We start from the raw sequence: 23211 nt of genomic DNA, 5'->3' as shown, positions 1-23211 counted from the left end.
GGCTTATCCAATAAGTCTTCCGGAGAATTCTTCGGAAGCGACTAAGGAGTTATCAGTGAAGATATATCTTTTAGGAGCGACTTTTGACGCAGTCAACGGAGCGAGAAAAGATATATCAAAACGTTTTGTTTCGATCCAGTTTTCAGGGCGCAAGTCTTGAAAAGTTTAAGCTTGGAGAGATACCCAAGTGGCTCAAGGGGACCCTCTGCTAAGGGGTTAGACTGCGTAAGTGGTGCGAGGGTTCGAATCCCTCTCTCTCCGTTGTAAATTTGGCGGCGTAGCTCAGCTGGCTAGAGCGTACGGTTCATACCCGTAAGGTCGGGGGTTCGATCCCCTCCGCCGCTACCATTCATATTTATCCCATGGAGGCTTAGCTCAGCTGGGAGAGCATCTGCCTTACAAGCAGAGGGTCGGCGGTTCGATCCCGTCAGCCTCCACCATATGCCGCTGTAGCTCAATTGGTAGAGCAACTGACTTGTAATCAGTAGGTTGGGGGTTCAAGTCCTCTCGGCGGCACCAGTTGTCTCAATGTTTAACTAGTGTGGAGCCGTGGTGTAGAGGCCTAACATGCCTGCCTGTCACGCAGGAGACCGCGGGTTCGAATCCCGTCGGCTCCGCCATGATTTATCTTATCTGATTTATCTTACCGAATAGGATAAGCTTGAACTTTACGGGACAAGCTAACCGCATACATAAGGCTCGGTAGCTCAGTCGGTAGAGCAGAGGACTGAAAATCCTCGTGTCGGCGGTTCGATTCCGTCCCGAGCCACCATAGGCTTGACAGCCATTAACACGGAGGCTTAGCGAAGTGGCCAAACGCAGCAGACTGTAAATCTGTTCTCTGACGAGTTCGGTGGTTCGAATCCATCAGCCTCCACCAGTTATACTTACGAGCCATTAGCTCAGTTGGTAGAGCACCTGACTTTTAATCAGGGTGTCGTAGGTTCGAGTCCTACATGGCTCATCATTTAGGTGAGAAGTAAAGAGACCCTTTGAGGTCTCTTTTTTGCATTCTGCATACTTTTTTACTTTACGACTCAAGTTTGTCGCGGACGGAGCGAAGCTTTTGCTCCATAGAGGCGTTCTTGTCCCGGCGGTCGTCGATTTTGATCGATGTGGACACGCGCTTAGCTCCGTGTTGGAACGGGGCTTCGTGCAGACGCTGAAGCACTTGAAACAAATCTTGAAGCTCCCCTTCGATGATGGTGCTCATCGGCGTCATTTGAAAATGAATCGGTTCCGGGGCTTGTTCCAGCAGGCGGTGCAGATCGGCGACATATCCGCTTAAGCTAGTTGTTGCGGTTCCGATCGGAATAACGGTTACTTCGACGATAGCCAACGGTTCTCCCTCCTTCTTGGTTTGTAAACACGGCATGTGTTTATTTTACCGTAAAGGATGGTCAGGGTATAGTCACAGTTCCATTCGCTTCATGGTCGCCTTGATATAATCGGCAGTGCGGGCCGCTAGCGCCATCACCGTATTGGTCGGATTGCCGCCTCCGGACGTCACGAAAATACTGGCGTCGCATATAAACAGATTCGGAATATCGTGCGTCTGCCCGTAGGAGTTCACGACGGACGTCTCAGGATCGTTGCCCATGCGGCAACCTCCCATCAAATGAGCCGTATCGGGAATGACAAATTCGGGTTTACCGCCGGCGGCACTTAAAATTTCGCTCATCGTTCCGATGGCATGCTGGATAAGCCGGTTGTCGTTTTCTCCATAGCTGAAGGTGACTTTTGCGCGAGGCATGCTGAAAGCATCCTTTTCATCGCTCAATGTAATAGCGTTGTCCGGGTTCGGGAGCACTTCCCCGACTAATGTGACTCGCCCGAAGTAATTGTAGTCGAGTACCGCTTCCCGCAAACGAGTCCCCCAAACCAGACCATTCTTGCCCGATTGGGTAATCCCGCTGGCAAAGCTCACGGGTCGGACCCCGTGGGCGTGCAGCGTATAGCCGCGGGCAAAATCGCGTTCGGGGGAAGTGCCGTAAAAGTCCTGCGTGGTTGCAAGCACCGGCGTTCCTTTATACAGGCGGACCTCCTCTTCGAACCGTGCATAGACATCGTGGCTGCTGTGGGTCATGAATGCCTTCCCGACCCATCCGCTACTGTTGGCAAGTCCGTTCGGAAACCGGCTGTTGGCTGAATTCAGGAGCAGCCTGGGTGTCTCTACGACATAGGCGGACAAAATGACCATCCGTGCCCGCTGCTCATAGGTCACATCGTTATGAATAAACGTCACTCCGGTGGCTCGGCCGCTCTCGTCCATATTCACTTGGGTCACCCTGCAATCGGCCAGCACTTCCGCGCCGGCTTTAATCGCTTTGGGAATATGCACGATCAAGGTACTGAACTTCGCGTTTGGCATGCAGCCTTGGTTGCAGAATCCGCGGTTGATGCAAGGCGGGCGGTCTTCGAAGGGCGCGGATAATATGGCAAGCGGACTGACGACCCAGCGAATGCCGAGCTTTTCGCAGCCTTTGGCAAACACCTGCGCGTTCGGGCTGATCGGATCGCGTTCAGGATAAGGATAGGGGCCGTGAAACTCGCCCCAAGGGAAATATTTTGGTCCTGAGACGGCGATCTCCTTTTCGATCTTCGTATAGTAAGGCTCAAGATCGGAATAGCCGATCGGCCAATCCTCGCCGACGCCATCAAGCGTTTTGGTTCGAAAATCGCTTTCATGAAAACGCAGAAAGACTCCGGTGAAATGCGTCGTTCCTCCGCCAACCCCCCAGCCGGAATTGTTATGGCCCATTTGCAGCGGGTCATGACCATCTACGATACGCGCCTCCTGCCAGCCCAAACTTTGCATGGCAAGCTCATCGCTAGCCAGATCGCGCTGCGGATCCCGGAACGGTCCGGCTTCCAGCACGACGACGCTCATACCGGCTTCGCTCAGCTCTTTGGCCAGCACGCCGCCGGCAGCCCCGGCTCCAACAATGACGACATCGACCGTCTCGCCCTCAAATTTACGCTTCATGCTGCTGTTTCTCCTCCTTAGGCTCCCATGGATCAAGCTGCCCCGGGTGCATACGTACATAGCCGCGGGGATAAGCGGGACCTCCGTATCCAATCTCTGACCATATTTCAGGATGAGAATAATAAGCTTCGACAGTGAGGTTCAGCAATTTCTTGAACAACGCGGCCTGCGGCACGTGCTGCCACACTTCAATAGGCACCGCTTGATTGCTGCTGACATCAAGCATGAGGTTTTTTTTCTGCTTCGGTTGAAGTTGAAAGAAGCGCTCGGTATGGATCGTTTGACATGCGATATCCAGGGCATGGAGCCCTTCGCGCACCAGCACGGCTGCCTCAGGCTCGCCGCTTTTACGCTGGCTTTCTTGTCCGCCTGCCAGCGTCCGATCGATATGATCCAATACGAACTGAATGATTTCCGGACGTTCGTCATCGACCAAGAGAGAGCACCAGGCCCGCAAATGTTCGGCCTCAACGGTCGTCAGGAACACATAATCGCCGGTAGTGTGCAGCCGGGAAAGCACGATTCGCTGGGTATGATCGTCCCAAGCATCTTTTTCGTGCATGACATCGTAGGAAGGGTACCGTGTGAGCTTTTTCATCGATCTACCTCCAATAATAGGCGAGAAGTCCAAGGACGCTCAAAGCGCTGAACAGGACCGGAAGCACGACAGGAGGACCGACCAGAAAGTTGCGCATCGTATAGCCGCCGACGCGAACGCCTACCCCGTGGAAATGAAAGTAAAACCCGATGCCGCCTGCAACAACGCCGAACCACATAAGATAGGAAAAAAGCAAAAGCAGCCAGTCCAGCCGGTAATAGGCAAGCAATACGGCAAGCAGGCTGAATACAGGGGCAGAGACGACGGGAACCCACATGGCTTTATGGTGAAAGTTTTGGCGGTAATGCGAGATGGTCACTTGTATCCAAATGGCAAAAAAAGCGACGCCCACGAACAAAAAAACGGCGCGTGCCATGGGCCATCCGATCCAGTTCATACGAATCTTCCTCCGTTTTTGTTAGTGATGATGACGCGGATAGGTTAGGGAGCCGAACGGCATGAGAGCCAGCTTCGCACCGGGGTCTTGCAGCAGGGCTTGAGCCGTAGTGCTTAAATCGTCGGCCGGATAAAAGCCTAGCAGTTCAATCAAGTGACGGGGCAATGAGGAATAGATGAACACCCGGGCGCGGGAGAGCACTTCTTCCACATGCAAAATTTTGTGCGCGCCGAGTACGAATCGTTCCCGCAGCTTGTCCGTCATCTTTCGGCGGTCGCCTATCGTCTCGATCCAATGCTGAAATAAGCCGTTTCCCATCCCTTCGGGACACTCGGCCACAAGAAGCAGGGCACCTCCTGGCTTTACGAAAGCGGCGGCATTGCGGAGCGCTTTTAAGGCTTGATACATTTGCAAATCTTTCGGAGCTCCCCCGGCCGAAACGACGATGACATCGTACAGTTCGGTTACTTGCCGGGTAAACCAACCGGCGGCAAATTCGGCTCCTTTCCGATGGGCTTCCGCGATATGTCCGGCTACGGCTTTCAGCACATGACGGTTGTGATCGACGATCACATTAAGCAGGAAATGGATCGGAACGAGCTGCTCGGCTTCCTCTAAATCGAGGTGCAGCGGATTATGCGGGACGCCGGGCACGGCTGTATACGTTAACGACAACGCATGGTGGCTTTCAATCGTGCGTTTGGATGCCACCCCGGGTACGAGCGCTTTGACGCCTCCGGAAATGCCCACCATCGCATGAGGCTCGATATTGCCCGTCGCAATGCGCAGCGGCGTCTCGGCGACCATGCGGTTGATCTCGACCGGGGTGCCGAGCGACGTTGTCCCCATATAAACGCAATCTTCCGATGCGGCCGAATGATTATGCACGCGGACTCTCGCGTAGATTTCCGCACCGACGAGCTGTTTCAGTTCGTCGGGCGTGTGCTTGCGATGGGCGCCCAGTGCGACGACAATATCGACTAGATCGTCACCAAGACCAGCCGCGTTAAGCTCTTCCAGCAGGGGAGGCAAAAGCAGCCCGGTAGGGCACAAACGGGTACCGTCGCTAATCAGAATAACGGCCTGGCTTGTCTCCTTGGCAAGCTCACGGAGTCTCTTTGCCCCGATAGGCGTTGCCAAAGCTTCACGAATCCGGTTTTGGGACAATTCGGGAGACGTCTCTAAAGCTTCGAGTTCGTACGTCAAGGTATCGTACGTCCTGCCCGAAGGCAGTTCCAGCGAGACAGTGGTGCAGCCATAACGCAGCTCGGGGATGGCACAAGCCTCCTTCCTCTTGCAGATTAGGAATGGATGAGAGTGGAAAATTCATTTTTATTATTACCGTATCTTAATCTCTTATCCGGAGCTAAACACGATTAATGATTTACGTCCTAAGGCAGTTCCTTTTCTTGCGGTTCCTGGGCTCGATTGTGATACAATAGATGGTAACTAGTTAGTTAAATACAGACAAAAGGTTGGGAGCGAGGAGATGGATTGGGAACAAGTGAGGGAGCAGCTTGAAGCCATATTGAATACTCCGGTTCAAACCACCAGATGGGCATGGGACGCGTGGCGGCGCGAAACGGAGAAGCATAAGGCTGAGCCGGGGGGCGAAGGCGGAAGCTTGATTAGAGAAGGCAGGCTTCTTTTTTTGGTGCAAAAAGAAGGGCAGGAGGCGCTGCTTCTGACCGTACAGGCAGATGCCGTATCGCCTGTGGAGCGGCGGCTCGTGGAGCTTACGCTGGAAAGCCGCAAAATGCAGGATAAAGAGCCTCTGTCGCTCGTCAACGAGGAGGAGCGCAAAGCGGGGATGGTGGGCGATTGGCTCCGCACGCAGCAGGAGCTTGGCTTGACGCAGGCCGAGATGCCCGATGCTCTGGTGTCGCAGCTGTCGCTCTACTCCAAGAAAATTCCGCTGCTGTTGTATGGGGACTACACAACCTCGCGGCGGGCGCATGACCGGGAGCTGAAGAAGCTGCTAGAGTCGTTCTTTGATGCGGATATGACCTTGATTCCTCTGACGGATAAGGAATGGCTCATTCTCGGCTCGGAGAAAATCATGTCGATGGATTCCGGCGACGATAAGGAAGACTCGGACGGCGAAACGCTGGAAGACCGGCTCGCGGCCGTCGGCTACGGCTTGCACGAAATGCTCGAGAACGAATGGGTAGGCGAGTGCCATCTGGCCATCCATTACCCGATTATGCCGGCCAAGTCGTTATATGCCGCGGTGCTTCAGCTCAGGGAGACGATGATGCTGGGGCGCACGTATCACGTGGGCAGCAACATGCATATGCCATGGGAGCTCCAACTGGAAAGGCTGGTGCATGTGGTGCCGGAAGCGGAGAAGGCGAGCTTTCTGGAGCACGTGCTGAAACGGCTTGACGTGGCGTTCGATGCGGAGACGATGACGACGCTCGAACAGTTTTTCCAGTTGGACTGCAACGTCAGCGAAACGGCTAAAAAGCTGTATATCCACCGCAACACGCTGTTGTACCGCTTGGATAAATTCAAGCACGAGACGGGATTGGACGTGCGGACGTTCAACAACGCCGTGCTAGTGAAGATTGCCATGCTATTGTACAAAGTAACGAAAAGAAAGTAATTTTTTTGTAGAGATTGTGCATAGTCATGATACGCCTTGTTACGGTATGATTTAAGCAATGAACACGATACTAATTCGTAGGGGGAATCAATCATGGCAGGTGTACGTTTGAACCACATCGTCAAAAAATATCCGGGCGCAGAAGAAGCAACGGTGAAAGACTTCCATCTCGATATTCAGGACAAGGAATTTCTGGTTCTGGTAGGTGCTTCCGGTTGTGGTAAATCCACGACGCTGCGGATGATCGCCGGGTTGGAGGAAATCACAGAAGGCGAACTGTATATCGGCGACCGTCTCGTGAACGACGTCGCTCCGAAAGACCGCGATATTGCGATGGTATTCCAATCCTACGCTTTGTATCCCCATATGAACGTATATCAAAACATGGCATTCGGTTTGAAACTGCGTAAATTCAAAAAAGCCGACATCGACGCCCGCGTGCGCGAAGCGGCTAAAATTCTCGATATCGAGCACTTGCTCGACCGCAAGCCGAAGGCGCTCTCCGGCGGTCAGCGTCAGCGTGTTGCCTTGGGCCGGGCGATTGTCCGCGAGCCGCAAGTGTTCCTGATGGACGAACCGCTGTCCAACTTGGACGCAAAGCTGCGTGTACAAATGCGCGCCGAAATTACGAAGCTCGTGAAACGTCTCGAAACGACGACCATCTACGTAACGCATGACCAAACGGAAGCGATGACGATGGGCGACCGGATCGTCGTTATGGATAAAGGCATCATTCAACAAGCGGCATCTCCGGAAGAGATCTACAACTATCCGGTGAACATGTTTGTAGCCGGCTTTATCGGTTCCCCATCCATGAACTTCGTGCATGGCGGATTCGCTGAGCAAGGCGGCAGCTTGTACTTTAAAGCATCGGGCTTTAATGTCGAAGTACCGGAAGGCAAAGCCAAAATCCTCCGCGAAAAAGGCTATGCGGGCAAGGAAGTCGTGCTTGGTGTACGTCCGGAAGATTTCCACGAGGAAGCGATCTTTATGGAAGCTTCTCCGAACACCATCATCAACGCTCATGTCGAAGTGGCAGAGAACCTTGGTCATGAAATGCTCTTGCACCTCAGCGGAATCGGCAGCCAAATGGCCGTTGTTCGTGTAGACGGCCGCTCGAATGCCAAAGAAGGCTCCAACGTGAAGCTCGCTGTGGACATGAACAAAGTTCACTTCTTCGATAAAGATACGACGAATTCCATTTTGCTGAACGCTTAATGCGTATCGAACGGAATAAAAGGTCAGTCCTGACGGGCTGGCCTTTTTTGCTGCGGCTGGCGGCTGGCATTGGAAGGGAAATCGCGATATGCTAGGCGTAGCCTCTACGAATGAAGGGTTCGTCTGGACAGCGTGGCTGTACGAAGAACCAGGAAGTGAGGAGATTCATGAGCATCGAGCAATTGAAAGTGTTTGTGACGGTGGCGGAGCTGCAGCATTTTTCACGTGCTGCGGAGCTGCTGCATTTGTCTCAGCCCGGGGTCAGCATGCATATCCGCAGCTTGGAAAACGAGTTCGGGACGAAGCTGCTTCATCGTTCGTCGAAGCGGGTGAAACTGACGGAGGCAGGGGAAATCCTGTATCGTCAGGCGAAGGCGATCCTGCTGCAGTACGAGACGGCGAAGCATGAGATCGACAGGCTGAACCAAGTCGTCTCTGGCAGTTTGAGCGTCGGGGCAAGCTTCACAATCGGAGAGTTTCTTCTGCCCAAGCTGCTGGCGAGCTATGCTCGGCTGTATCCGGGGGTGGAGGTGCAGGTCACCGTCGGCAATACGGATGAAATCGAGCGGCTTGTGCAAGCGCACGAGCTGGAGGTCGGGCTGGTCGAAGGAGAGCTGCAGCGGCCGGGAATCCGCTCGGAGACGTTCATGGAGGACGAGATGATCGTGGCCGTTCCGGCGGGTCATCCGCTTGCGGCGTACCGTGAAGTGACGCCGGAGGCTTTGCAGGATCAAGTCTGGATCTTCCGCGAGGTCGGCTCCGGTACCCGGGCCTACAGCGACCGGCTGATCCGCGAGTGGGGACTGCGGGTGCAGCGGGCTTATGTATTGAGCAGTACGCAGGGCGTCAAAGAGACGGTTGCGGCCGGACTCGGCATTGCCGTACTGTCGCGCTGGACCGTAGGACGGATGCTTGCGACGGAGGAGCTGAAGGAGCTGCGGATTCGCGGCCAACGGCTGACCCGTTTGTTGTCGCTGATTCAAGGCGAGGAGCGGGCGGGTACGCTTGCATTGGATCGTTTCGTCCAGCAGGTAAGAGGGCTTCGCACGGCCTCTTCCGGTTGATTTATGCGACTGATTCCTTTAGGATGAGGATATTGGGATAAAAAGGAGAAAGATCACGATGCCGAAAAAAGTGAAAGTATCGGATTTGGTGAGAGAGTTCCATCTGGAGATTATTTGCGGCGAAGAGGGACTGAAGCGTCCGATCGTCACGGCGGATTTGTACCGTCCCGGGCTCGAGATGGCTGGATATTACGAATTCCATCCGACGGACCGGGTCCAAATTCTCGGCAAAACGGAGCTGACGTTTTTCGACGGATTGTCTTCGGAGGAGCGGATGGACCGGATGCACCGGCTGTGTGCGCCGGAGGAGACACCCTGCATTATTATCAGCCGCGGGATGGACGCGCCGATCGAGTTGCTTGCAGCGGCCAACGACCATCAGATCACGGTCGTCCGGACGGCGATGGCGACGACGATTTTGGCCAGCCGCTTAACGAACTTTCTGGAAAACCGGCTTGCCCCTACGACGACAATTCATGGGGTGCTGGTCGACGTATATGGCATCGGGATGCTGATCTCCGGGTCGAGCGGGATCGGCAAAAGCGAAACGGCTTTGGAACTGGTGAAGCGGGGACACCGGCTGATCGCGGACGATGCGGTGGAAATCCGTCAAACGGCCGACCATCAGCTGATCGGCAATGCGCCCGAATTAATCCGGCACCTGCTTGAAATCCGCGGCATCGGGATCATTAACGTTATGACGCTGTTCGGCGCCGGTGCGGTGCGCACCGAAAAGAAAATATCGGTCGTCGTCAAGCTGGAGACGTGGCAGCAGGATAAACAATACGACCGGCTCGGCTTGGACGAGGAAACGACGCAGATTATCGATACGAACATACCGCTTGTAACGGTTCCAGTGCGGCCGGGACGAAATCTGGCGGTGATTATTGAGGTTGCGGCGATGAACTTCCGCTTGAAACGGATGGGCTATAACGCTGCCTTGCAGTTTACGAATAAGCTAACCGAGTCACTGGCCGAGGACATGGACGATTTGTAAGGGAAGCCCGCTTGAGGGGCGGACAATTTTTGGCGTAAGGAAGGAGTCACAAGCATGTTTCTCGCGATTAATCCGATTGCTTTTGCCATCGGCCCGTTAAGCGTTCATTGGTACGGCATCATCTTAGGGACGGCGGCGCTAATTGGGCTGCTGCTCGCGATTCAAGAAGGCAAACGGTTCGGCATGTCCCCGGACTTCTTCATGGATCTGGTGCTAATCGGGGTGCCGTCGGCCATTGTTGGCGCAAGAATTTACTATGTCGCTTTCAAATGGGAAGATTATCAAGACAACCTGTGGGATGTTTTTGCCGTGTGGAAAGGCGGCATTGCGATCTACGGGGCGTTGATCGGCGCAATTATCGCGGCGGTCATTTACGTGCGGCGGAAAGGCTATTCGTTCTGGCGCATTGCCGATATTTGCGCGCCGGGCTTAATCATCGGACAAGCGATCGGGCGTTGGGGCAACTTTATTAATCAGGAAGCGCACGGCGGACCGGTGGCGGAGTCGTTCCTCAGGAATAATCTGCATCTGCCGGATTGGATCGTCAATCAAATGCTTATTGAAGGCCAGTATTACCATCCGACGTTTTTATACGAGTCGCTATGGAACGTCGTAGGACTCCTCCTGCTGTTCGTACTGCGGCGGCGTTCGTTTTTGCGGGCGGGGGAGCTCTTCTTCGGTTATTTCATCTGGTATTCGATCGGGCGGTTTTTCGTGGAGGGGCTGCGGACGGACAGCCTTGATTTTACGGGACCAAGCTGGCTGGCCGCGCTGATGAACGGCATGTGGTCGCCGATGAAAGCTCTCGGTTTCGAGCCCGGATTCATGACCTACGGAGGCAATGTGCGGATTTCGCAGCTTCTGGCGGTACTGATCGTGCTGGCCGCGATTGCGCTTATCATCGTTCGTCGCCGGACGGGCGCAGCTTCGGAGCGCTATAGCGATCCGATTGTACGGATCGGACAAGCCCCGGAGGAAGCGAGCGGAGCCGGTAATGTAGACACTCGGCCGGATGGCAACAAGGAAGCAGACGTAAAGGCAAAGGAGTAGCAGCATGATACAAACCGTGTTATTTGATCTGGATGGAACGATTGTCGATACGAACGAGTTGATTATTCAGTCGTTCTTGCATACGTTTGAGGGAATAACCAAAGAGCCGGTGACCCGGGAACACATTGTTCCGAACATGGGACGGCCGTTGATCGAGCAGATGGTGTTCTTCTCCGGACGGGAACAGGTGGACGATTTGGTGCAAAAGTACCGGGCGTTTAACATTGCGCATCATGACGAGTTGGTGCGGGAGTTTCCCTATGTGCGCGAGACGGTGGCCAAGCTCCATGCCGCCGGCGTCAAGCTGGGCGTGGTGACAAGCAAAATCCGTCAGACGACGGAAATGGGGCTGAAGCTGACGGGGCTGTACGACTACTTCGGCACGATCGTAACGGTGGACGACGTTGAGAACCCGAAGCCGGACCCGGAAGGGATTCACAAAGCGATCCGGGAGCTCGGTGGCGACCTCTCGTCCGCGCTGATGGTCGGCGACAGCCACTATGACATCGAAGCGGCGCACAATGCGGGTATTCCGTCGGTAGCGGTCGCTTGGTCGCTGAAAGGGACCGAATATTTGAAACAGTACAACCCGACCCATATCATACAAGATATGCGCGATATTGTGCCGATTGTCGGGATCGAGGGGAAGTAGCGTTTGAGAAACACGGACAAATATCCGGTGGAAGGGCCGAACTCGCTGTGGCAGGTATATAAGACGATCAGCCGTTTCAAGGCGGTTCGCAATTTTATTTTTATTCAAATTTCGAGGTATGCGCCCTCCTTGCCGATGAAACGGTGGATCTATCGCCGCGTGCTTGGGATGAAGGTAGGGGAGCATGCCTCCTTTGCGTTGATGGTAATGGTGGATGTGTTTTTTCCGGAGAAGATCGAGGTCGGAGACAATACGATTATCGGTTACAATTCGACGATTCTAACGCATGAGTATTTGATCAAGGAATACCGGCTCGGGCGGGTAAAGATCGGCTCTCATGTGATGATCGGAGCGAATACGACGGTTTTGCCCGGGGTGACGATTGGCGATCATGCGGTCGTAGGCGCGGGCTCGGTCGTGCATAAGGATGTCGCGCCGTACAGCTTTGTGGCGGGGAATCCGCTTCGAGTGATTCGGGAGGATGTGCGCATGACGGAGCAGGATAAATGAGTCGGCGCGTTTTTACAAATTGCGAATTTAATATTTTGCAAAAGTTAACATTATGTTCTATAATACGGCTTGTACAATAAAAAGGCTTGCAAGGGCGGTCGGCTAGTCTCCCGGAAGGGAGGTGATGCCTGTGGAGGTTAAGGACACGCTGACTTTAATGATCGGCTTTGGGATGCTGCTTGTTGCGCTGCTTACGCTGATAGTTAACATCATCGTAGTTCTTATCCAAAACAAAAAGAAATAGACCGCCCATCGCGAATGGAATACGGTCTATTTCACGATCATTCCTTATTCAGCCGACCGCCTTTGAAGCGGTTATTGTACCAAGGGAGCACGGTAGCAGCCGTTGCTCCCTTGTATTGTTTATTATATGCTCTTGCCTTTATTCGTGCAACCGGGATCCATGCAATCGAATCATTGACGAATCAAGCGTTCCCGTGATAAACTTACGATTACATTCTTTATTTTGGTAGTATGGTAGCGCACTAAAGCAAAATTAACGATAGCAGGGTGAAGACGGTGTCCAAACCGAAGGTGTTTGAAAAGCCGACAGGCGTAAAAGATTACCTCCCCGAAGCGGCGGCCAAGCTCCGCAGCATCGAGTATAAAGTCATGCAGTGCATGGAGCGCTGGGGCTATAGAGAAATTATTACTCCTACTTTAGAGTATTATGATACCGTTGGGGTAGCCAGCTCGACGGAGGACAAAAAGCTGTTCAAGCTGCTGGATCGGAACGGCACGACGCTTGTGATGCGTTCCGATATGACGGCGCCGATCGCTCGGGTCGCCTCCTCGCTGCTCAAGGAGCATCCGTTTCCACTGCGGCTCTCGTATCAAGCGAACGTATTTCGGGCGTTCGAAGCCGAGGCGGGACGGGATGCGGAGTTTTTCCAGACGGGCGTGGAGCTCATCGGTGATGCTTCCAGTGAGGCCGATGCTGAGGTGATCGCTCTAGCCATCGCTTGCTTGCAAGCGGCCGGTGTGCAGCAGTTCAAGATCGCCCTCGGCCATGTGGGCTTCCTCAACGGCTTGTTCCAGGAGACGCTGCAGCAGCGCCAAGACGCACAGATCGCGCTGAAAGCGTGCCTGCTCAGCCGCGATCACGTCGGCTACCGGGAGACGATCAAGTCGCTCGGCCTTCCTCGCGAAGTGCAGCAGGAGCTGGAAGGCATTCTCCGGCTGCGCGGCGGGCAGGAGATTTGCAATCAGGCGCGGCAGGTAACGAAGGACCCTGTTGCCCAGCATGCGATTGCGCATTTGTGTGAAATATGGGATTTGTTGGAAGTCCATGGCGTCAGCGAGCATGTGCTGATCGATCTGACGATGATCGGCGATTTCTCGTATTATACGGGGATGACGTTCGAAGGCTACGCTGCGGATTTGGGCTTTCCCGTATGCAGCGGGGGGCGGTATGACAACCTGCTGGCGCAATTTGGGCGTCCGGCGCCTGCAACGGGTTTCGCGCTCAAAACGAACCGGATCTTGGAAGTGATCGGCAAAAGCAAAGCGGAAGAAGCGCCGCAGCGCGTGCTGATCGTCTACACGGAGCGTCATCGGGCGGCGGCACTGGCTAAGGCAAGGGAGTACCGCTCGCGAGAAGGCTTTATTGCGGAGACGCGTCTTCTAGAAGACGGACAACAAGGGCTGAATGCGGTACGGCAAGCAGACGGCGCGCTGCAAGTGCACGGCTCCCGCTATTGCGACATCATATCGTTTACGGAGTAAGGAGGGGCAGCGCATGCAGGACTTATTGAAGGTGGCAATGCCCAAAGGGCGTATTTATAAACAAGCTTCCAAGCTGTTCCGCGAAGCGGGGCTCACGATCCCCGAGGAGACGGACGATTCGCGCAAGCTGATTATTGCCGTTCCGGAAGCGCGGATGGAATTCATTATGGCGAAGCCGGTCGATGTGCCGACCTACGTCGAATACGGAGTAGCGGATATCGGCGTCGTCGGCAAAGACGTGCTGATGGAGGAGAACCGGGACGTATACGAGCTGCTGGATCTCGGGATTGCGCGCTGCCGCATGTCCGTTATCGGACTGCCGGATTGGCAGCCGGTGCTCAACCCGCGGGTGGCGACAAAATACCCGAACGTGGCCTCGCAATATTTTCGGGAGCAGGGGCAGCAGGTAGAGGTTATCAAGCTGAACGGCTCGATTGAGCTGGCCCCGCTGATCGGTTTGGCCGACCGGATCGTCGATATGGTGGAGACCGGCAGCACGATCCGGGAAAACGGGCTGGCGGAGCATGAGCAGATTTTCGCGATTACGAGCCGTCTCATAGCCAACCGAGTCAGCTACCGGATGAAAAACGACGCCATTCAGGCGCTCTGTGACCGGCTGCAGCCGGTCATTGCCGCTGTGACGGCAAAGGTATAGCCTTACCGGGAAGAGAGAAACAGAATTCGCATACATCAAAGGAGGCCGCGGTCATGAGAGTGATGCCCGCATCGGAATTTTCGCTGCAGCGGGAGGTCGAATACGGCACGCCCGAGCAAAACGAAAGCGTACAGCGCATCATCGAAGAGGTGCGCCGGGACGGGGATGCCGCGCTGCGCAAGTTCGCACAGCAGTTTGACGGCGTTAAGATAGAGGAGCTGCGCGTCACGCAGGAGGAGATCGAAGCCGCCTATGCGCGGGTGGACGAGAGCTTCCTGGCGGCGCTGCGCGAAGCGGCGGCGAACGTGCGCCGCTTTCATGAGAAGCAAATGCGCAATTCGTGGATGGACCTGCAAGCCGACGGCAGCATTCTCGGCCAAGTGATCCGCCCGCTGCGCCGGGTCGGGCTGTATGTGCCGGGCGGCAAGGCGGCGTATCCGTCGTCGGTACTGATGAACGCGATCCCGGCGCAGGTCGCGGGCGTGCCCGAAATCGTGATGGTGACGCCTCCGGCCACAGCCGGGGTGGAGGGCATCAACCCGCATATTCTCGTCGCGGCCGCGGAAGCAGGCGTGCGCGAAATTTACCGCGTCGGCGGCGCGCAGGCGGTAGCTGCGCTGGCGTACGGGACGGAGTCGATTCCTGCGGCGGACAAAATCGTCGGCCCCGGCAACATCTACGTCGCGCTGGCGAAGCGCAGCGTGTTCGGCGCAGTGGACATCGACAGCATCGCCGGGCCGAGCGAGATCGTCGTCCTGGCCGACGAGACGGCGGACGCCGCCTATGTGGCGGCGGACCTGCTGTCGCAGGCCGAGCACGACGAGATGGCGTCGGCCATTCTCGTCACCCCGTCGCGGGAGCTGGCCGAAGCGGTCCGCCTGGAGGTGGACCGCCAGTTGAGCGAGCTGCCGCGACGCGACATCGCCGCGCAATCGATTCGCGATTACGGCGCGATTTTGACCGTGGACAGCCTTGAGGAAGGCGTCCGTGCCGTGAACCGGCTGGCGCCGGAGCATCTGGAAATCATCGTGCGCGAGCCGTTCGATTATTTGAGCCGGATCGAGAACGCCGGGGCGATTTTCCTCGGGCCTTACAGCTCGGAGCCGGTGGGGGACTATTTTGCAGGACCGAACCACGTACTGCCGACGAATGGAACGGCACGGTTCTCGTCACCGCTGAATGTCGACGATTTTCTGAAAAAATCGAGCGTCATTTATTACAGCAAGGAAGCGCTGCTGCGTGATGGGGAGAAAATCGTAACGCTGGCCCGTCACGAAGGGCTGGACGCGCATGCGCGGGCAATCGAAATTCGCTTGAAGAAAGAAGGGGACCAGCGTGGCTGAGCAAAACAAGCAAGCAACCGGGCGCCAGGCCGAAATCGCGCGCAAAACAAACGAGACGGATATCCGGCTCGCATTTAACGTGGATGGTACCGGCGAATCCGAGATCGAAACGGATGTGCCGTTCTTAAATCATATGCTTGATCTGTTCACGAAGCACGGACAGTTCGATTTGAAAGTAGACGCCAAAGGCGACGTCGATATCGACGATCATCATACGGTCGAGGATATCGGCATCTGCCTCGGACAGACGCTGCGCGAGGCGCTCGGCGACAAGAAGGGAATCAAACGCTACGCCAACGTATTCATTCCGATGGATGAAGCGCTGGCGCAGGTGGCAATCGATATCAGCAACCGGCCGCATCTGGAATACCGGGCCCAATATCCGTCGGCGACGGTCGGCAGCTTTACGACGGAGCTGGTGCACGAGTTTTTGTGGAAATTTGCGCTGGAGGCGCGGATTACGCTGCATGTCATCGTGCACTACGGGCATAACACGCACCATATGGTCGAAGCGGTATTCAAGGCGCTCGGCCGGGCGCTCGACGAGGCGACGAGCATCGATCCCCGCGTGCAGGGTGTGCCGTCGACGAAAGGGGTCTTGTAATCCATGATCGCCATCATCGATTACGGCATGGGCAACCTGCACAGCGTCGCTTCGGCGGTGGAACGGCTTGGCTATCGCGGCGTGATCGTTTCGGACGAGCAGGAGCTGCTTCAGGCGGAAGGAGCCATTCTTCCCGGCGTCGGAGCGTTCGGCGATGCGATGGACCATCTGCGCGAATCGAAGCTGGATGCGGCTGTGAAGCGTTATGCGGCAAGCGGAAAGCCGCTGCTTGGCATCTGCCTGGGCATGCAGCTTTTGTTCAGCCGCAGCGAGGAGCACGGTTTGCATGAGGGGCTAAACCTGCTGCCCGGAGACGTCGTCCGCTTCCGCGGCGATTACAAGGTGCCTCATATGGGATGGAATAAACTAGAATTATGTCAGGAAAGCCCGCTGTTTGAAGCGGTAGAGGAAGGGCACGTGTACTTCGTTCACTCGTTTCATGTAAAGCCGGAGCAGCCGGGTGATCTGCTGGCGGTGACGGATTACTATCAGCAGGTGACGGCCATCGTCGGCCGCAATAATGTATTCGGGATGCAGTTTCATCCGGAGAAAAGCGGCAGCGTCGGCATGAAGCTGCTCGGCAATTTTCTTGCGTTGTGTACGCGTAAGTAGACAGGCTTTGCCAGTCGCCGTACGCTTGGATTCGATTCCGGTTCGCCGGGCTTTCAAACGGTCGGTTCGATTTATATTTCCAAGGTTGGAGGAACGTTTTCATGTCTTCATTCATCATTTATCCCGCCATCGACATTCGCGGGGGCAAGTGCGTGCGCCTGATCCAAGGCGATTACAATCAGGAAACCGTGTATAACGAAAATCCGCTGGAGGTCGCCAAAGCTTGGGAAGCCCAAGGAGCCAAATGGATTCATCTCGTCGATCTGGACGGAGCGAAGGCGGGCTATCCGGTCAACGACAAGCTGATCGGCGAGATCGCCAAAGCCGTTAACGTTCCGGTCCAGCTCGGAGGCGGCTTGCGTACGGAAGCGGATGTGGATCACATTTTGTCGCTCGGCGTTTCGCGCATCATTCTCGGGACGGCGGCCATCGAAAACCGCGAGTTCGTGAACCGGGTGCTTCAGAAGCACGGCGACAAAGTCGCTATCGGTATCGACGCCCGTGACGGGTATGTGGCGACCCGCGGCTGGCTCGAAACGTCCGCGGTCAAGGCGGATGAGCTGGCTGCAGAGCTGGCGAAGGAAGGCGCGAAGACATTTATTTTCACCGATATTTCGCGCGACGGCATGATGGGCGGTCCGAACGTGGAGGCGATCGTCCATTTGGCGAAGGTATCAGGGCAGTCGGTGATCGCTTCCGGCGGCGTAAGCCGTTACGAGGATCTGGAGCGGCTGGCGCAGCATGCGGCGGACGGCGTGGGCGGCGCGATCGTCGGCAAGGCGCTGTACACCGGCAGCATCAAGCTGGAGGAAGCGCACGGACGGGTGTAAAGGCAGAAAGGAGGACGGCTTATGCTGGCCAAACGGATCATCCCTTGTCTTGACGTGAAGGACGGGCGGGTCGTTAAGGGAGTCAACTTTGTCAATTTGCGCGATGCCGGCGATCCGGTCGAGCTCGCATCGATCTACGACCGCGAAGGAGCGGACGAACTGGTGTTCCTGGACATCTCCGCTTCCCATGAGGGACGGGCGACGATGGTCAATGTCGTGCAGCAGACGGCCGGCCAAATCACGATCCCGTTCACGGTCGGCGGCGGAATTTCGAGCGTGGACGACATGAAACGGCTGCTGCGGGCAGGCGCGGACAAAATCGGGATCAACACGGCTGCGGTCCGCAATCCCCAGCTCGTGTCCGACGGCGCGCGCCGCTTCGGCTCGCAGTGCATCGTCGTGGCGATTGATGCCCGGTATAACCCAGAGTGGAACGAATGGGAAGTGTTCACTCACGGCGGACGCAACGGCACGGGCATCCGGGCGCTCGAATGGGCCAAGCGGATCGAAGAGCTCGGCGCCGGTGAAATTTTGCTGACGAGCATGGATGCGGACGGCACGAAGGACGGGTTTGACCTGCGTCTCACCCGGGCGGTTTCGGAGCTCGTATCGATTCCGGTCATCGCCTCCGGCGGAGCGGGCAAGAAGGAGCACTTCTACGACGTGTTTGCAGAAGGCAAGGCGGACGCAGGGCTGGCCGCCACGATTTTTCACTACAAAGAGATGACGATCCAAGAGGTTAAGGACGACCTCAGGCATAAAGGAGTGGAGGTCCGGTGAGCGGGCAAACGGTAGGAACCTTAGAGGAGTTAACGGCGGTGATCCAATGGGACGCGAACGGCCTCGTGCCGGCTATCGTGCAGGATGCGGCAAGCAAGGACGTGCTGATGATGGCCTACATGAACCAGGAGTCGCTGAAGCTGACGCTGGAATCGGGCGAAACGTGGTTTTGGAGCCGTTCGCGCGGAGAATTGTGGCATAAGGGCGCGACGTCCGGCCATGTACAGAAGGTCAGAGCATTGAAATACGATTGCGACGGCGACACGCTGCTGGTGCTTGTGGATCAAGCAGGGCCGGCTTGCCATACCGGGCGTTACAGCTGCTTCTACAACGAAGTGAAGCTCGGAGCTTTGGCGGACGGCGGGGAAGCTGCGGCAGAATCGGAGTCTGCGGACCGTTTTGCCATGCTCGGCCGACTGGAGTCGGTGATCGCGCAGCGCGACGCGGAACGGCCGGAAGGCGCGTATACGACGTATCTGTTTGAAAAAGGCATCGATAAAATATTGAAAAAAGTCGGCGAGGAAACGGCCGAGGTCATCATCGCCGCGAAAAATCGCGACAACGATGAGCTGCGATACGAAGCGAGCGACCTTATTTTTCACCTGATGGTACTGCTGCGCGAAGCGAAGCTGCCGCTTGACGAGGTTATGCGCGAGCTGGACCGCCGACACAAAAAATAACGGCGCCGAAGGGGGGCAGGCTGGCGACCATGCCGCCCTCCGTCGCTTAAAAGGAGAATTCACTCGAATGCGCATCGATTATCATACGCACCATGTGCGGTGCGGACATGCGTCGGGAGAGCTGGAGGAGTACGTGCTGAAGGGCATTGAGATCGGACTGGACCAACTGGGGCTGTCCGATCACATGCCCTTGCTGCATGTAGACCCGGCTTCCTATTACCCGGGCATGGCCATGCCGATGGACGAACTGCCGAACTATGTGGAGGAAGCGCTTCGTCTGCAGCATAAATACAAAGACCGGATCGACATCCGGGTCGGACTCGAAGGGGACTATATCGAAGGATACGAAGCGGAAATCGAGCGAATCATCAAAGCGTATCCGTGGGATTACGTGATCGGGTCCGTTCATTTTCTCGGCGAATGGGACATAACGGATTACCGGCAGACGGACGGCTGGAAGGAACGGGACGCCTACGAGGTCTATGTGCAATATTACGATGCGGTCTGTAAAGCATGCCGGACCGGATTCTACGACTACATTGGGCATATCGACGTGATCAAGCGGTTCGGCTTCAAGCCGGAGCAGAACGTGGAGCACTTGGAGCGTCAGGCGCTGAACGTCGTCCGGGACGCGGGCATGGCCATCGAGCTGAACGCATCGGGCTTGCGCATGCCGGTGGAGGAAATGTTCCCCAGCCTCCGCATGCTGGAGTACGCCCGTGAGCTGGGAATTCCTGTAACGCTCGGATCGGACGCGCACCAGCCGGAGCGGCTTGCACAGTACCTTGACCAAGCGACCGATCTTCTGCGGCAGGCAGGATTTAACGAATTAGCCACATTTAAAAGCAGGAAACGCGCCATGGTGCCTATTGGATTCGCTTCATTTCATGTATAATGGGGACGTGGGCATTTTAAATATTGTGTAAACCGGCCAACCGGAGCCTTTTTGATAAGGTCCATCCATCGTCAAATGACCCATTGTAACATAAGCAAAAGCGGAGGTAACCATGTACAGCGACAAAATGAAGATTTTTTCGGGTTCGTCCAACCCGAAACTGGCGGAGCGCATATGCGAAGAGCTTAAAGTGCCGCTCGGCAAAATCAAGCTTTCCCGATTCAAGAGCGGGGAAATTTATTGTCTCTACGAAGAAAGTATTCGGAACTGCGACGTCTTTCTGGTGCAAACGTTCTCTCATCCGATCAACGAGAATTTCATGGAGCTTCTTGTCATGATGGATGCCGCCAAACGGGCTTCGGCGAGAACGATCAATCTTGTCGTTCCTTACTATGGTTATTCCCGCCAAGAGCGCAAAGCCGCGCCTCGGGAACCGATCTCGGCCAAGCTGGTGGCGGACCTGCTGACGACAGCGGGTGCGGACCGTGTCATCACGATCGATCTGCATGCCCCGGCGATTCAAGGCTTCTTCAACATCCCTGTGGACCATTTGACGGCGCTGGACTTGGTTAGCGATTACATTAAAAAGCTTAATATCCAAAACCCGATCATCGTCTCCCCGGATGCGGGACGCGCGACGACAGCCGAGAAGATGGCGAACATTCTCGATGCGCCGTTTGCGATGATGATCAAGAAAAGACCGGCTCACAACGAAGCGGTCATTACGCATGTCATCGGGGACGTAGCCGGCCGTACGCCGATCATCATCGAGGATCTGATCGATACCGGCTCGACCATCGTCAACGTCGTGGAAGGCCTGAAGGAACGCGGCGCTCACGACGCTTACGTCTGTGCGACGCACCCGGTGTTCTCCGGCCCGGCCTTGCAGCGTCTGGATCATCCGAACATTAAGGAAGTCGTCATTACGGACTCCATCGCTATTCCGGACAACCATCCTGAAAGATTCCGGGTGCTCTCCGTTGCCACTCTGCTTTCGGACGCGATCAACATCATCATGTCCGGCGGCTCGCTCAGCTCGCTGTTCAAATACGGCGGCGTATAATAATTATTACCACACGACTCCGGCTGTCGAAACCTTACGGTTTTGGGCCGGATTGTGTTATACTTAGGAATCATTATTACTCCGGCGATGTAGAAATGAAGCTCTGAAATGCACAGGCGGGTTTCTCATGTAATTCCGGACGGGTCACGGAGGTGCCTGAATTATGGAGAAGAAAAAACGTGTGCTGCCGAAACCCAGCACCAATGTCATACCGATGAAAATGGACGCCACGTTCTTTTTCGAAAAAGCCGTTCAGTCCTTGGACCGTTATCATTATGATAAGGCATTGAAATATTTTCGTCGTGCGGCCGAGTACGAACCGGAAAATCCGGTCAATCACTGCAATTTGGCCGGGCTGCTGTCCGAGATGGGAAATTACGAGGAATCCAACCGCATTTTGCAGCACGTACTGGACCGGATCGATCCGACGATGACGGAATGCTACTTCTATATGGCGAATAATTTTGCCAACATGGAAAATTACGAATCGGCGGAAAAAGCGATTATTCATTACCTGGAGAACGATCCGACCGGACAGTTTCTGGAAGAGTCCGAGGAAATGATGGAGCTGCTCAGCTACGAGTTGGACCGCCCTGCGAAGCTGTCGACGATCAAGAGCCGGGAAGGCTTGTTCGATCACGACCGTGCACGCTCGATGCTGGAGGAAGGAAAGTTCTCCGAAGCGGTTCGTCTCTTGGAAAATATTATCAGCAAGCATGCGGATTTTATGGCTGCGCGCAACAATTTGGCTTTGGCCTATTATTATATGGGGCATTTCGACAAGTCGGTCGACATGATCCGGCAGGTGCTGGATATGGAGCCCGGCAATTTGCATGCGCTCTGTAACCTGGCGATCTTCTACCAGCATTTTGGCGACCAGGAGAGCTTGGCTGAATTGCTTGAAGTGCTGCGCAAAACGTACCCGTTCCATCAGGACCACGTATTTAAGCTGGCCACAACGATGGGGATCTTAAGCGAGCATGAGAAAGCGTTCCGTCTGTTCAAGCGGCTGTTGAAAACGGGCGAAGCGGGTCTCGATCCCTGTTTGTTCCATTACACCGCCGTAGCCGCTTATAATACGGGGCGGTACGAAGAAGCTCAGCGGCAGTGGAAGCAGGCGGAGAAATTCGATCCAGGCTCGGAAATTCCGAAGTTCTATCTGAATTTGCTGGATAGGCACCGGGAGGAAACGAGAAAGCCTCCGGTCAGCTATCATTACCATCTGCCGTTCGAGGAACAATTTCGCGGGCTGGAGCGCGCCGAGGGCAGACTGCCGGAGCATATGAAACGTGATCCGCTTGTCCGGTCATCGTTCTTCTGGGCGCTTCGTCACGGAGACGGGGATACGAAGCTGCAGGTGATTCAAGCGTTTGGTCTGATTGCCGACGACGAAGTGAAGGATGCGCTGACGGAATTTATTATGCTGCCGGACGAGGACGATTACTTGAAACAGGTGGCGATCTTCGTGCTGCGCAGCATCGGGATGAAGGAGCCGCTGACGGCCGTGCTGAACGGCAAGCGGACGACGGTCGCGCCGTCGCCGTTCTCTCCTGGGCTTCCGGTGTGGGAGAGCAAGTGGCAGGCTATCATGGAAACGGCGCTGCGGCATATGACTCGGCGTTACGATATGGTGCAGCAGTACGATTTGCAGACGCTTTGGGTAGAATATTTATCGCGGGTGTTTCCGAACGTGCCCAAGATGACCAAGGTCGAAGGCTGGGCGGCTGCGCTTGAGTATTTGACGGCGAAGATGCACCGGCGTCCGATCAGTTATCACGAGGCGGCGCAGCGGTACGGGGTATCGGTGGCGACGGTGAGCAAGAATGCGAAGCTGATCGACGAAGCTTGCGGTTTGAAAGAGAAAATGGATGCTATTTTCAAAAAATTGACCGGCATGGAGTCTCAATCTTAATATAGAGATCGAGAAGATGCGATAGGAGGAACCTC

General features: G+C 55.5%; 24 protein-coding genes and 8 tRNA genes. 27 read left to right on the top strand and 5 right to left on the bottom strand.

What is annotated here, in order from left to right; genetic code table 11:
* The first annotated feature begins 173 nt into the window (after positions 1–173).
* From ET33_RS33285 to ET33_RS33250, 8 genes are all read left to right on the top strand, one after another.
* Positions 174–261: transfer RNA gene (locus tag ET33_RS33285), tRNA-Ser, on the top strand.
* Between the two features lie 10 nt (positions 262–271).
* Positions 272–348, top strand: a tRNA-Met gene (locus ET33_RS33280).
* A gap of 16 nt (positions 349–364) precedes the next feature.
* Positions 365–440 (top strand) — tRNA-Val (locus ET33_RS33275).
* 3 nt (positions 441–443) lie between these two features.
* A tRNA-Thr gene (locus tag ET33_RS33270) sits at positions 444–519 on the top strand.
* Positions 520–543: 24 nt separating this feature from the next.
* Positions 544–620, top strand: a tRNA-Asp gene (locus tag ET33_RS33265).
* A gap of 76 nt (positions 621–696) precedes the next feature.
* Positions 697–772: transfer RNA gene (locus ET33_RS33260), tRNA-Phe, on the top strand.
* A gap of 22 nt (positions 773–794) precedes the next feature.
* Positions 795–880, top strand: a tRNA-Tyr gene (locus tag ET33_RS33255).
* An 11-nt stretch (positions 881–891) separates the two neighbouring features.
* Positions 892–964 (top strand) — tRNA-Lys (locus tag ET33_RS33250).
* A 66-nt stretch (positions 965–1030) separates the two neighbouring features.
* On the opposite strand, the gene ET33_RS33245 is transcribed toward ET33_RS33250, so the two are convergent.
* From ET33_RS33245 to ET33_RS33225, 5 genes are all read right to left on the bottom strand, one after another.
* Positions 1031–1339: an MTH1187 family thiamine-binding protein gene (locus ET33_RS33245; protein ID WP_036692624.1), complete on the bottom strand. Its 309-nt coding sequence runs from the start codon at positions 1337–1339 to the stop codon at positions 1031–1033.
* A 72-nt stretch (positions 1340–1411) separates the two neighbouring features.
* Positions 1412–2986: a GMC family oxidoreductase gene (locus ET33_RS33240; RefSeq protein WP_036692619.1), complete on the bottom strand. Its 1575-nt coding sequence runs from the start codon at positions 2984–2986 to the stop codon at positions 1412–1414.
* Positions 2976–3584, bottom strand: coding sequence for a gluconate 2-dehydrogenase subunit 3 family protein (locus ET33_RS33235; protein ID WP_036692614.1), 609 nt, complete (start codon positions 3582–3584; stop codon positions 2976–2978). The genes ET33_RS33240 and ET33_RS33235 overlap by 11 nt, the downstream gene beginning before the upstream one ends.
* Before the next feature lie 4 nt (positions 3585–3588).
* Positions 3589–3981 carry a hypothetical protein gene (locus tag ET33_RS33230; RefSeq protein WP_036692611.1) on the bottom strand — a complete coding sequence of 131 codons (393 nt, stop codon included), beginning with the start codon at positions 3979–3981 and terminating at the stop codon, positions 3589–3591.
* Positions 3982–4002: 21 nt separating this feature from the next.
* Positions 4003–5247 carry a nickel-dependent lactate racemase family protein gene (locus tag ET33_RS33225; protein ID WP_268808346.1) on the bottom strand — a complete coding sequence of 415 codons (1245 nt, stop codon included), beginning with the start codon at positions 5245–5247 and terminating at the stop codon, positions 4003–4005.
* A 223-nt stretch (positions 5248–5470) separates the two neighbouring features.
* Between ET33_RS33225 and ET33_RS33220 the strand changes: the two genes are divergently transcribed.
* The 19 genes from ET33_RS33220 (at position 5471) to ET33_RS33135 (ending at position 23176) form a co-directional block, all read left to right on the top strand.
* On the top strand, positions 5471–6586 hold the full coding sequence (locus tag ET33_RS33220; RefSeq protein WP_036692604.1) for a PucR family transcriptional regulator: 1116 nt from the start codon (positions 5471–5473) through the stop codon (positions 6584–6586).
* Between the two features lie 93 nt (positions 6587–6679).
* Positions 6680–7804, top strand: a complete 1125-nt coding sequence (locus ET33_RS33215; protein WP_036692603.1) for an ABC transporter ATP-binding protein — start codon at positions 6680–6682, stop codon at positions 7802–7804.
* Positions 7805–7971: 167 nt separating this feature from the next.
* Entirely contained in the window at positions 7972–8868 is an 897-nt protein-coding gene (locus ET33_RS33210; protein ID WP_036692601.1) for a LysR family transcriptional regulator, read from the top strand.
* 58 nt (positions 8869–8926) lie between these two features.
* A complete protein-coding gene (hprK, locus tag ET33_RS33205) occupies positions 8927–9865 on the top strand; it encodes an HPr(Ser) kinase/phosphatase (RefSeq protein ID WP_036692598.1) in 939 nt (312 codons plus the stop codon).
* Positions 9866–9919: 54 nt separating this feature from the next.
* Positions 9920–10915, top strand: a complete 996-nt coding sequence (lgt, locus tag ET33_RS33200; RefSeq protein WP_036692597.1) for a prolipoprotein diacylglyceryl transferase — start codon at positions 9920–9922, stop codon at positions 10913–10915.
* Between the two features lie 4 nt (positions 10916–10919).
* Positions 10920–11567, top strand: coding sequence for a pyrophosphatase PpaX (gene ppaX / locus ET33_RS33195; RefSeq protein WP_036692594.1), 648 nt, complete (start codon positions 10920–10922; stop codon positions 11565–11567).
* 3 nt (positions 11568–11570) lie between these two features.
* The gene (locus tag ET33_RS33190) at positions 11571–12077 is read left to right on the top strand and encodes an acyltransferase (RefSeq protein ID WP_036692591.1); all 507 of its coding nucleotides are present in this window, start codon (positions 11571–11573) and stop codon (positions 12075–12077) included.
* Between the two features lie 124 nt (positions 12078–12201).
* Positions 12202–12321, top strand: coding sequence for a putative holin-like toxin (locus ET33_RS40115; RefSeq protein ID WP_374701700.1), 120 nt, complete (start codon positions 12202–12204; stop codon positions 12319–12321).
* Between the two features lie 275 nt (positions 12322–12596).
* Positions 12597–13802 (top strand): ATP phosphoribosyltransferase regulatory subunit, encoded by a 1206-nt coding sequence (locus ET33_RS33185; RefSeq protein WP_036692588.1) that lies wholly within the window; start codon positions 12597–12599, stop codon positions 13800–13802.
* A gap of 13 nt (positions 13803–13815) precedes the next feature.
* Positions 13816–14457, top strand: a complete 642-nt coding sequence (hisG, locus tag ET33_RS33180; protein ID WP_036692585.1) for an ATP phosphoribosyltransferase — start codon at positions 13816–13818, stop codon at positions 14455–14457.
* 53 nt (positions 14458–14510) lie between these two features.
* Positions 14511–15800, top strand: coding sequence for a histidinol dehydrogenase (hisD, locus tag ET33_RS33175; RefSeq protein ID WP_036692584.1), 1290 nt, complete (start codon positions 14511–14513; stop codon positions 15798–15800).
* Entirely contained in the window at positions 15793–16404 is a 612-nt protein-coding gene (hisB, locus tag ET33_RS33170) for an imidazoleglycerol-phosphate dehydratase HisB (RefSeq protein ID WP_036692583.1), read from the top strand. Before hisD ends, hisB begins: the two co-directional genes overlap by 8 nt.
* A 3-nt stretch (positions 16405–16407) precedes the next feature.
* Positions 16408–17016: an imidazole glycerol phosphate synthase subunit HisH gene (gene hisH / locus ET33_RS33165; RefSeq protein ID WP_036692580.1), complete on the top strand. Its 609-nt coding sequence runs from the start codon at positions 16408–16410 to the stop codon at positions 17014–17016.
* A gap of 101 nt (positions 17017–17117) precedes the next feature.
* On the top strand, positions 17118–17846 hold the full coding sequence (gene hisA / locus ET33_RS33160; RefSeq protein WP_036692578.1) for a 1-(5-phosphoribosyl)-5-[(5-phosphoribosylamino)methylideneamino]imidazole-4-carboxamide isomerase: 729 nt from the start codon (positions 17118–17120) through the stop codon (positions 17844–17846).
* A gap of 21 nt (positions 17847–17867) precedes the next feature.
* Positions 17868–18626, top strand: a complete 759-nt coding sequence (gene hisF / locus ET33_RS33155; protein WP_036692576.1) for an imidazole glycerol phosphate synthase subunit HisF — start codon at positions 17868–17870, stop codon at positions 18624–18626.
* The gene (gene hisIE, locus ET33_RS33150; RefSeq protein ID WP_036692574.1) at positions 18623–19306 is read left to right on the top strand and encodes a bifunctional phosphoribosyl-AMP cyclohydrolase/phosphoribosyl-ATP diphosphatase HisIE; all 684 of its coding nucleotides are present in this window, start codon (positions 18623–18625) and stop codon (positions 19304–19306) included. Before hisF ends, hisIE begins: the two co-directional genes overlap by 4 nt.
* 67 nt (positions 19307–19373) lie before the next feature.
* Complete coding sequence (hisJ, locus tag ET33_RS33145) at positions 19374–20201, top strand: histidinol-phosphatase HisJ (protein ID WP_036692573.1); 828 nt, start codon at positions 19374–19376, stop codon at positions 20199–20201.
* A 112-nt stretch (positions 20202–20313) separates the two neighbouring features.
* Positions 20314–21264 (top strand): ribose-phosphate diphosphokinase, encoded by a 951-nt coding sequence (locus ET33_RS33140; RefSeq protein ID WP_036692571.1) that lies wholly within the window; start codon positions 20314–20316, stop codon positions 21262–21264.
* A 163-nt stretch (positions 21265–21427) separates the two neighbouring features.
* Positions 21428–23176 (top strand): tetratricopeptide repeat protein, encoded by a 1749-nt coding sequence (locus ET33_RS33135; RefSeq protein ID WP_036692568.1) that lies wholly within the window; start codon positions 21428–21430, stop codon positions 23174–23176.
* Positions 23177–23211 lie beyond the last annotated feature (35 nt).

It is taken from the genome of Paenibacillus tyrphae, from assembly GCF_000722545.1.
Taxonomy (GTDB): domain Bacteria; phylum Bacillota; class Bacilli; order Paenibacillales; family NBRC-103111; genus Paenibacillus_G; species Paenibacillus_G tyrfis.
Note: the sequence above shows the minus strand (reverse complement) of the source record. Positions and strands in the feature narration are given on the sequence as shown.

What these genes read in the sequence shown, in the direction of transcription:
- ppaX (WP_036692594.1), top strand. Translation starts at nt 10,920, where the DNA reads ATGATACAAACCGTGTTATTTGATCTGGATGGAACGATTGTCGATACG.
- ET33_RS33235 (WP_036692614.1), bottom strand. Translation starts at nt 3,584, where the DNA reads ATGAAAAAGCTCACACGGTACCCTTCCTACGATGTCATGCACGAAAAA.
- hisF (WP_036692576.1), top strand. Translation starts at nt 17,868, where the DNA reads ATGCTGGCCAAACGGATCATCCCTTGTCTTGACGTGAAGGACGGGCGG.
- ET33_RS33210 (WP_036692601.1), top strand. Translation starts at nt 7,972, where the DNA reads ATGAGCATCGAGCAATTGAAAGTGTTTGTGACGGTGGCGGAGCTGCAG.
- ET33_RS40115 (WP_374701700.1), top strand. Translation starts at nt 12,202, where the DNA reads ATGCCTGTGGAGGTTAAGGACACGCTGACTTTAATGATCGGCTTTGGG.
- ET33_RS33135 (WP_036692568.1), top strand. Translation starts at nt 21,428, where the DNA reads ATGGAGAAGAAAAAACGTGTGCTGCCGAAACCCAGCACCAATGTCATA.
- ET33_RS33240 (WP_036692619.1), bottom strand. Translation starts at nt 2,986, where the DNA reads ATGAAGCGTAAATTTGAGGGCGAGACGGTCGATGTCGTCATTGTTGGA.
- ET33_RS33230 (WP_036692611.1), bottom strand. Translation starts at nt 3,981, where the DNA reads ATGAACTGGATCGGATGGCCCATGGCACGCGCCGTTTTTTTGTTCGTG.
- ET33_RS33215 (WP_036692603.1), top strand. Translation starts at nt 6,680, where the DNA reads ATGGCAGGTGTACGTTTGAACCACATCGTCAAAAAATATCCGGGCGCA.
- ET33_RS33140 (WP_036692571.1), top strand. Translation starts at nt 20,314, where the DNA reads ATGTACAGCGACAAAATGAAGATTTTTTCGGGTTCGTCCAACCCGAAA.
- hisA (WP_036692578.1), top strand. Translation starts at nt 17,118, where the DNA reads ATGTCTTCATTCATCATTTATCCCGCCATCGACATTCGCGGGGGCAAG.
- hprK (WP_036692598.1), top strand. Translation starts at nt 8,927, where the DNA reads ATGCCGAAAAAAGTGAAAGTATCGGATTTGGTGAGAGAGTTCCATCTG.
- ET33_RS33220 (WP_036692604.1), top strand. Translation starts at nt 5,471, where the DNA reads ATGGATTGGGAACAAGTGAGGGAGCAGCTTGAAGCCATATTGAATACT.
- hisD (WP_036692584.1), top strand. Translation starts at nt 14,511, where the DNA reads ATGAGAGTGATGCCCGCATCGGAATTTTCGCTGCAGCGGGAGGTCGAA.
- hisG (WP_036692585.1), top strand. Translation starts at nt 13,816, where the DNA reads ATGCAGGACTTATTGAAGGTGGCAATGCCCAAAGGGCGTATTTATAAA.
- hisJ (WP_036692573.1), top strand. Translation starts at nt 19,374, where the DNA reads ATGCGCATCGATTATCATACGCACCATGTGCGGTGCGGACATGCGTCG.
- hisH (WP_036692580.1), top strand. Translation starts at nt 16,408, where the DNA reads ATGATCGCCATCATCGATTACGGCATGGGCAACCTGCACAGCGTCGCT.
- lgt (WP_036692597.1), top strand. Translation starts at nt 9,920, where the DNA reads ATGTTTCTCGCGATTAATCCGATTGCTTTTGCCATCGGCCCGTTAAGC.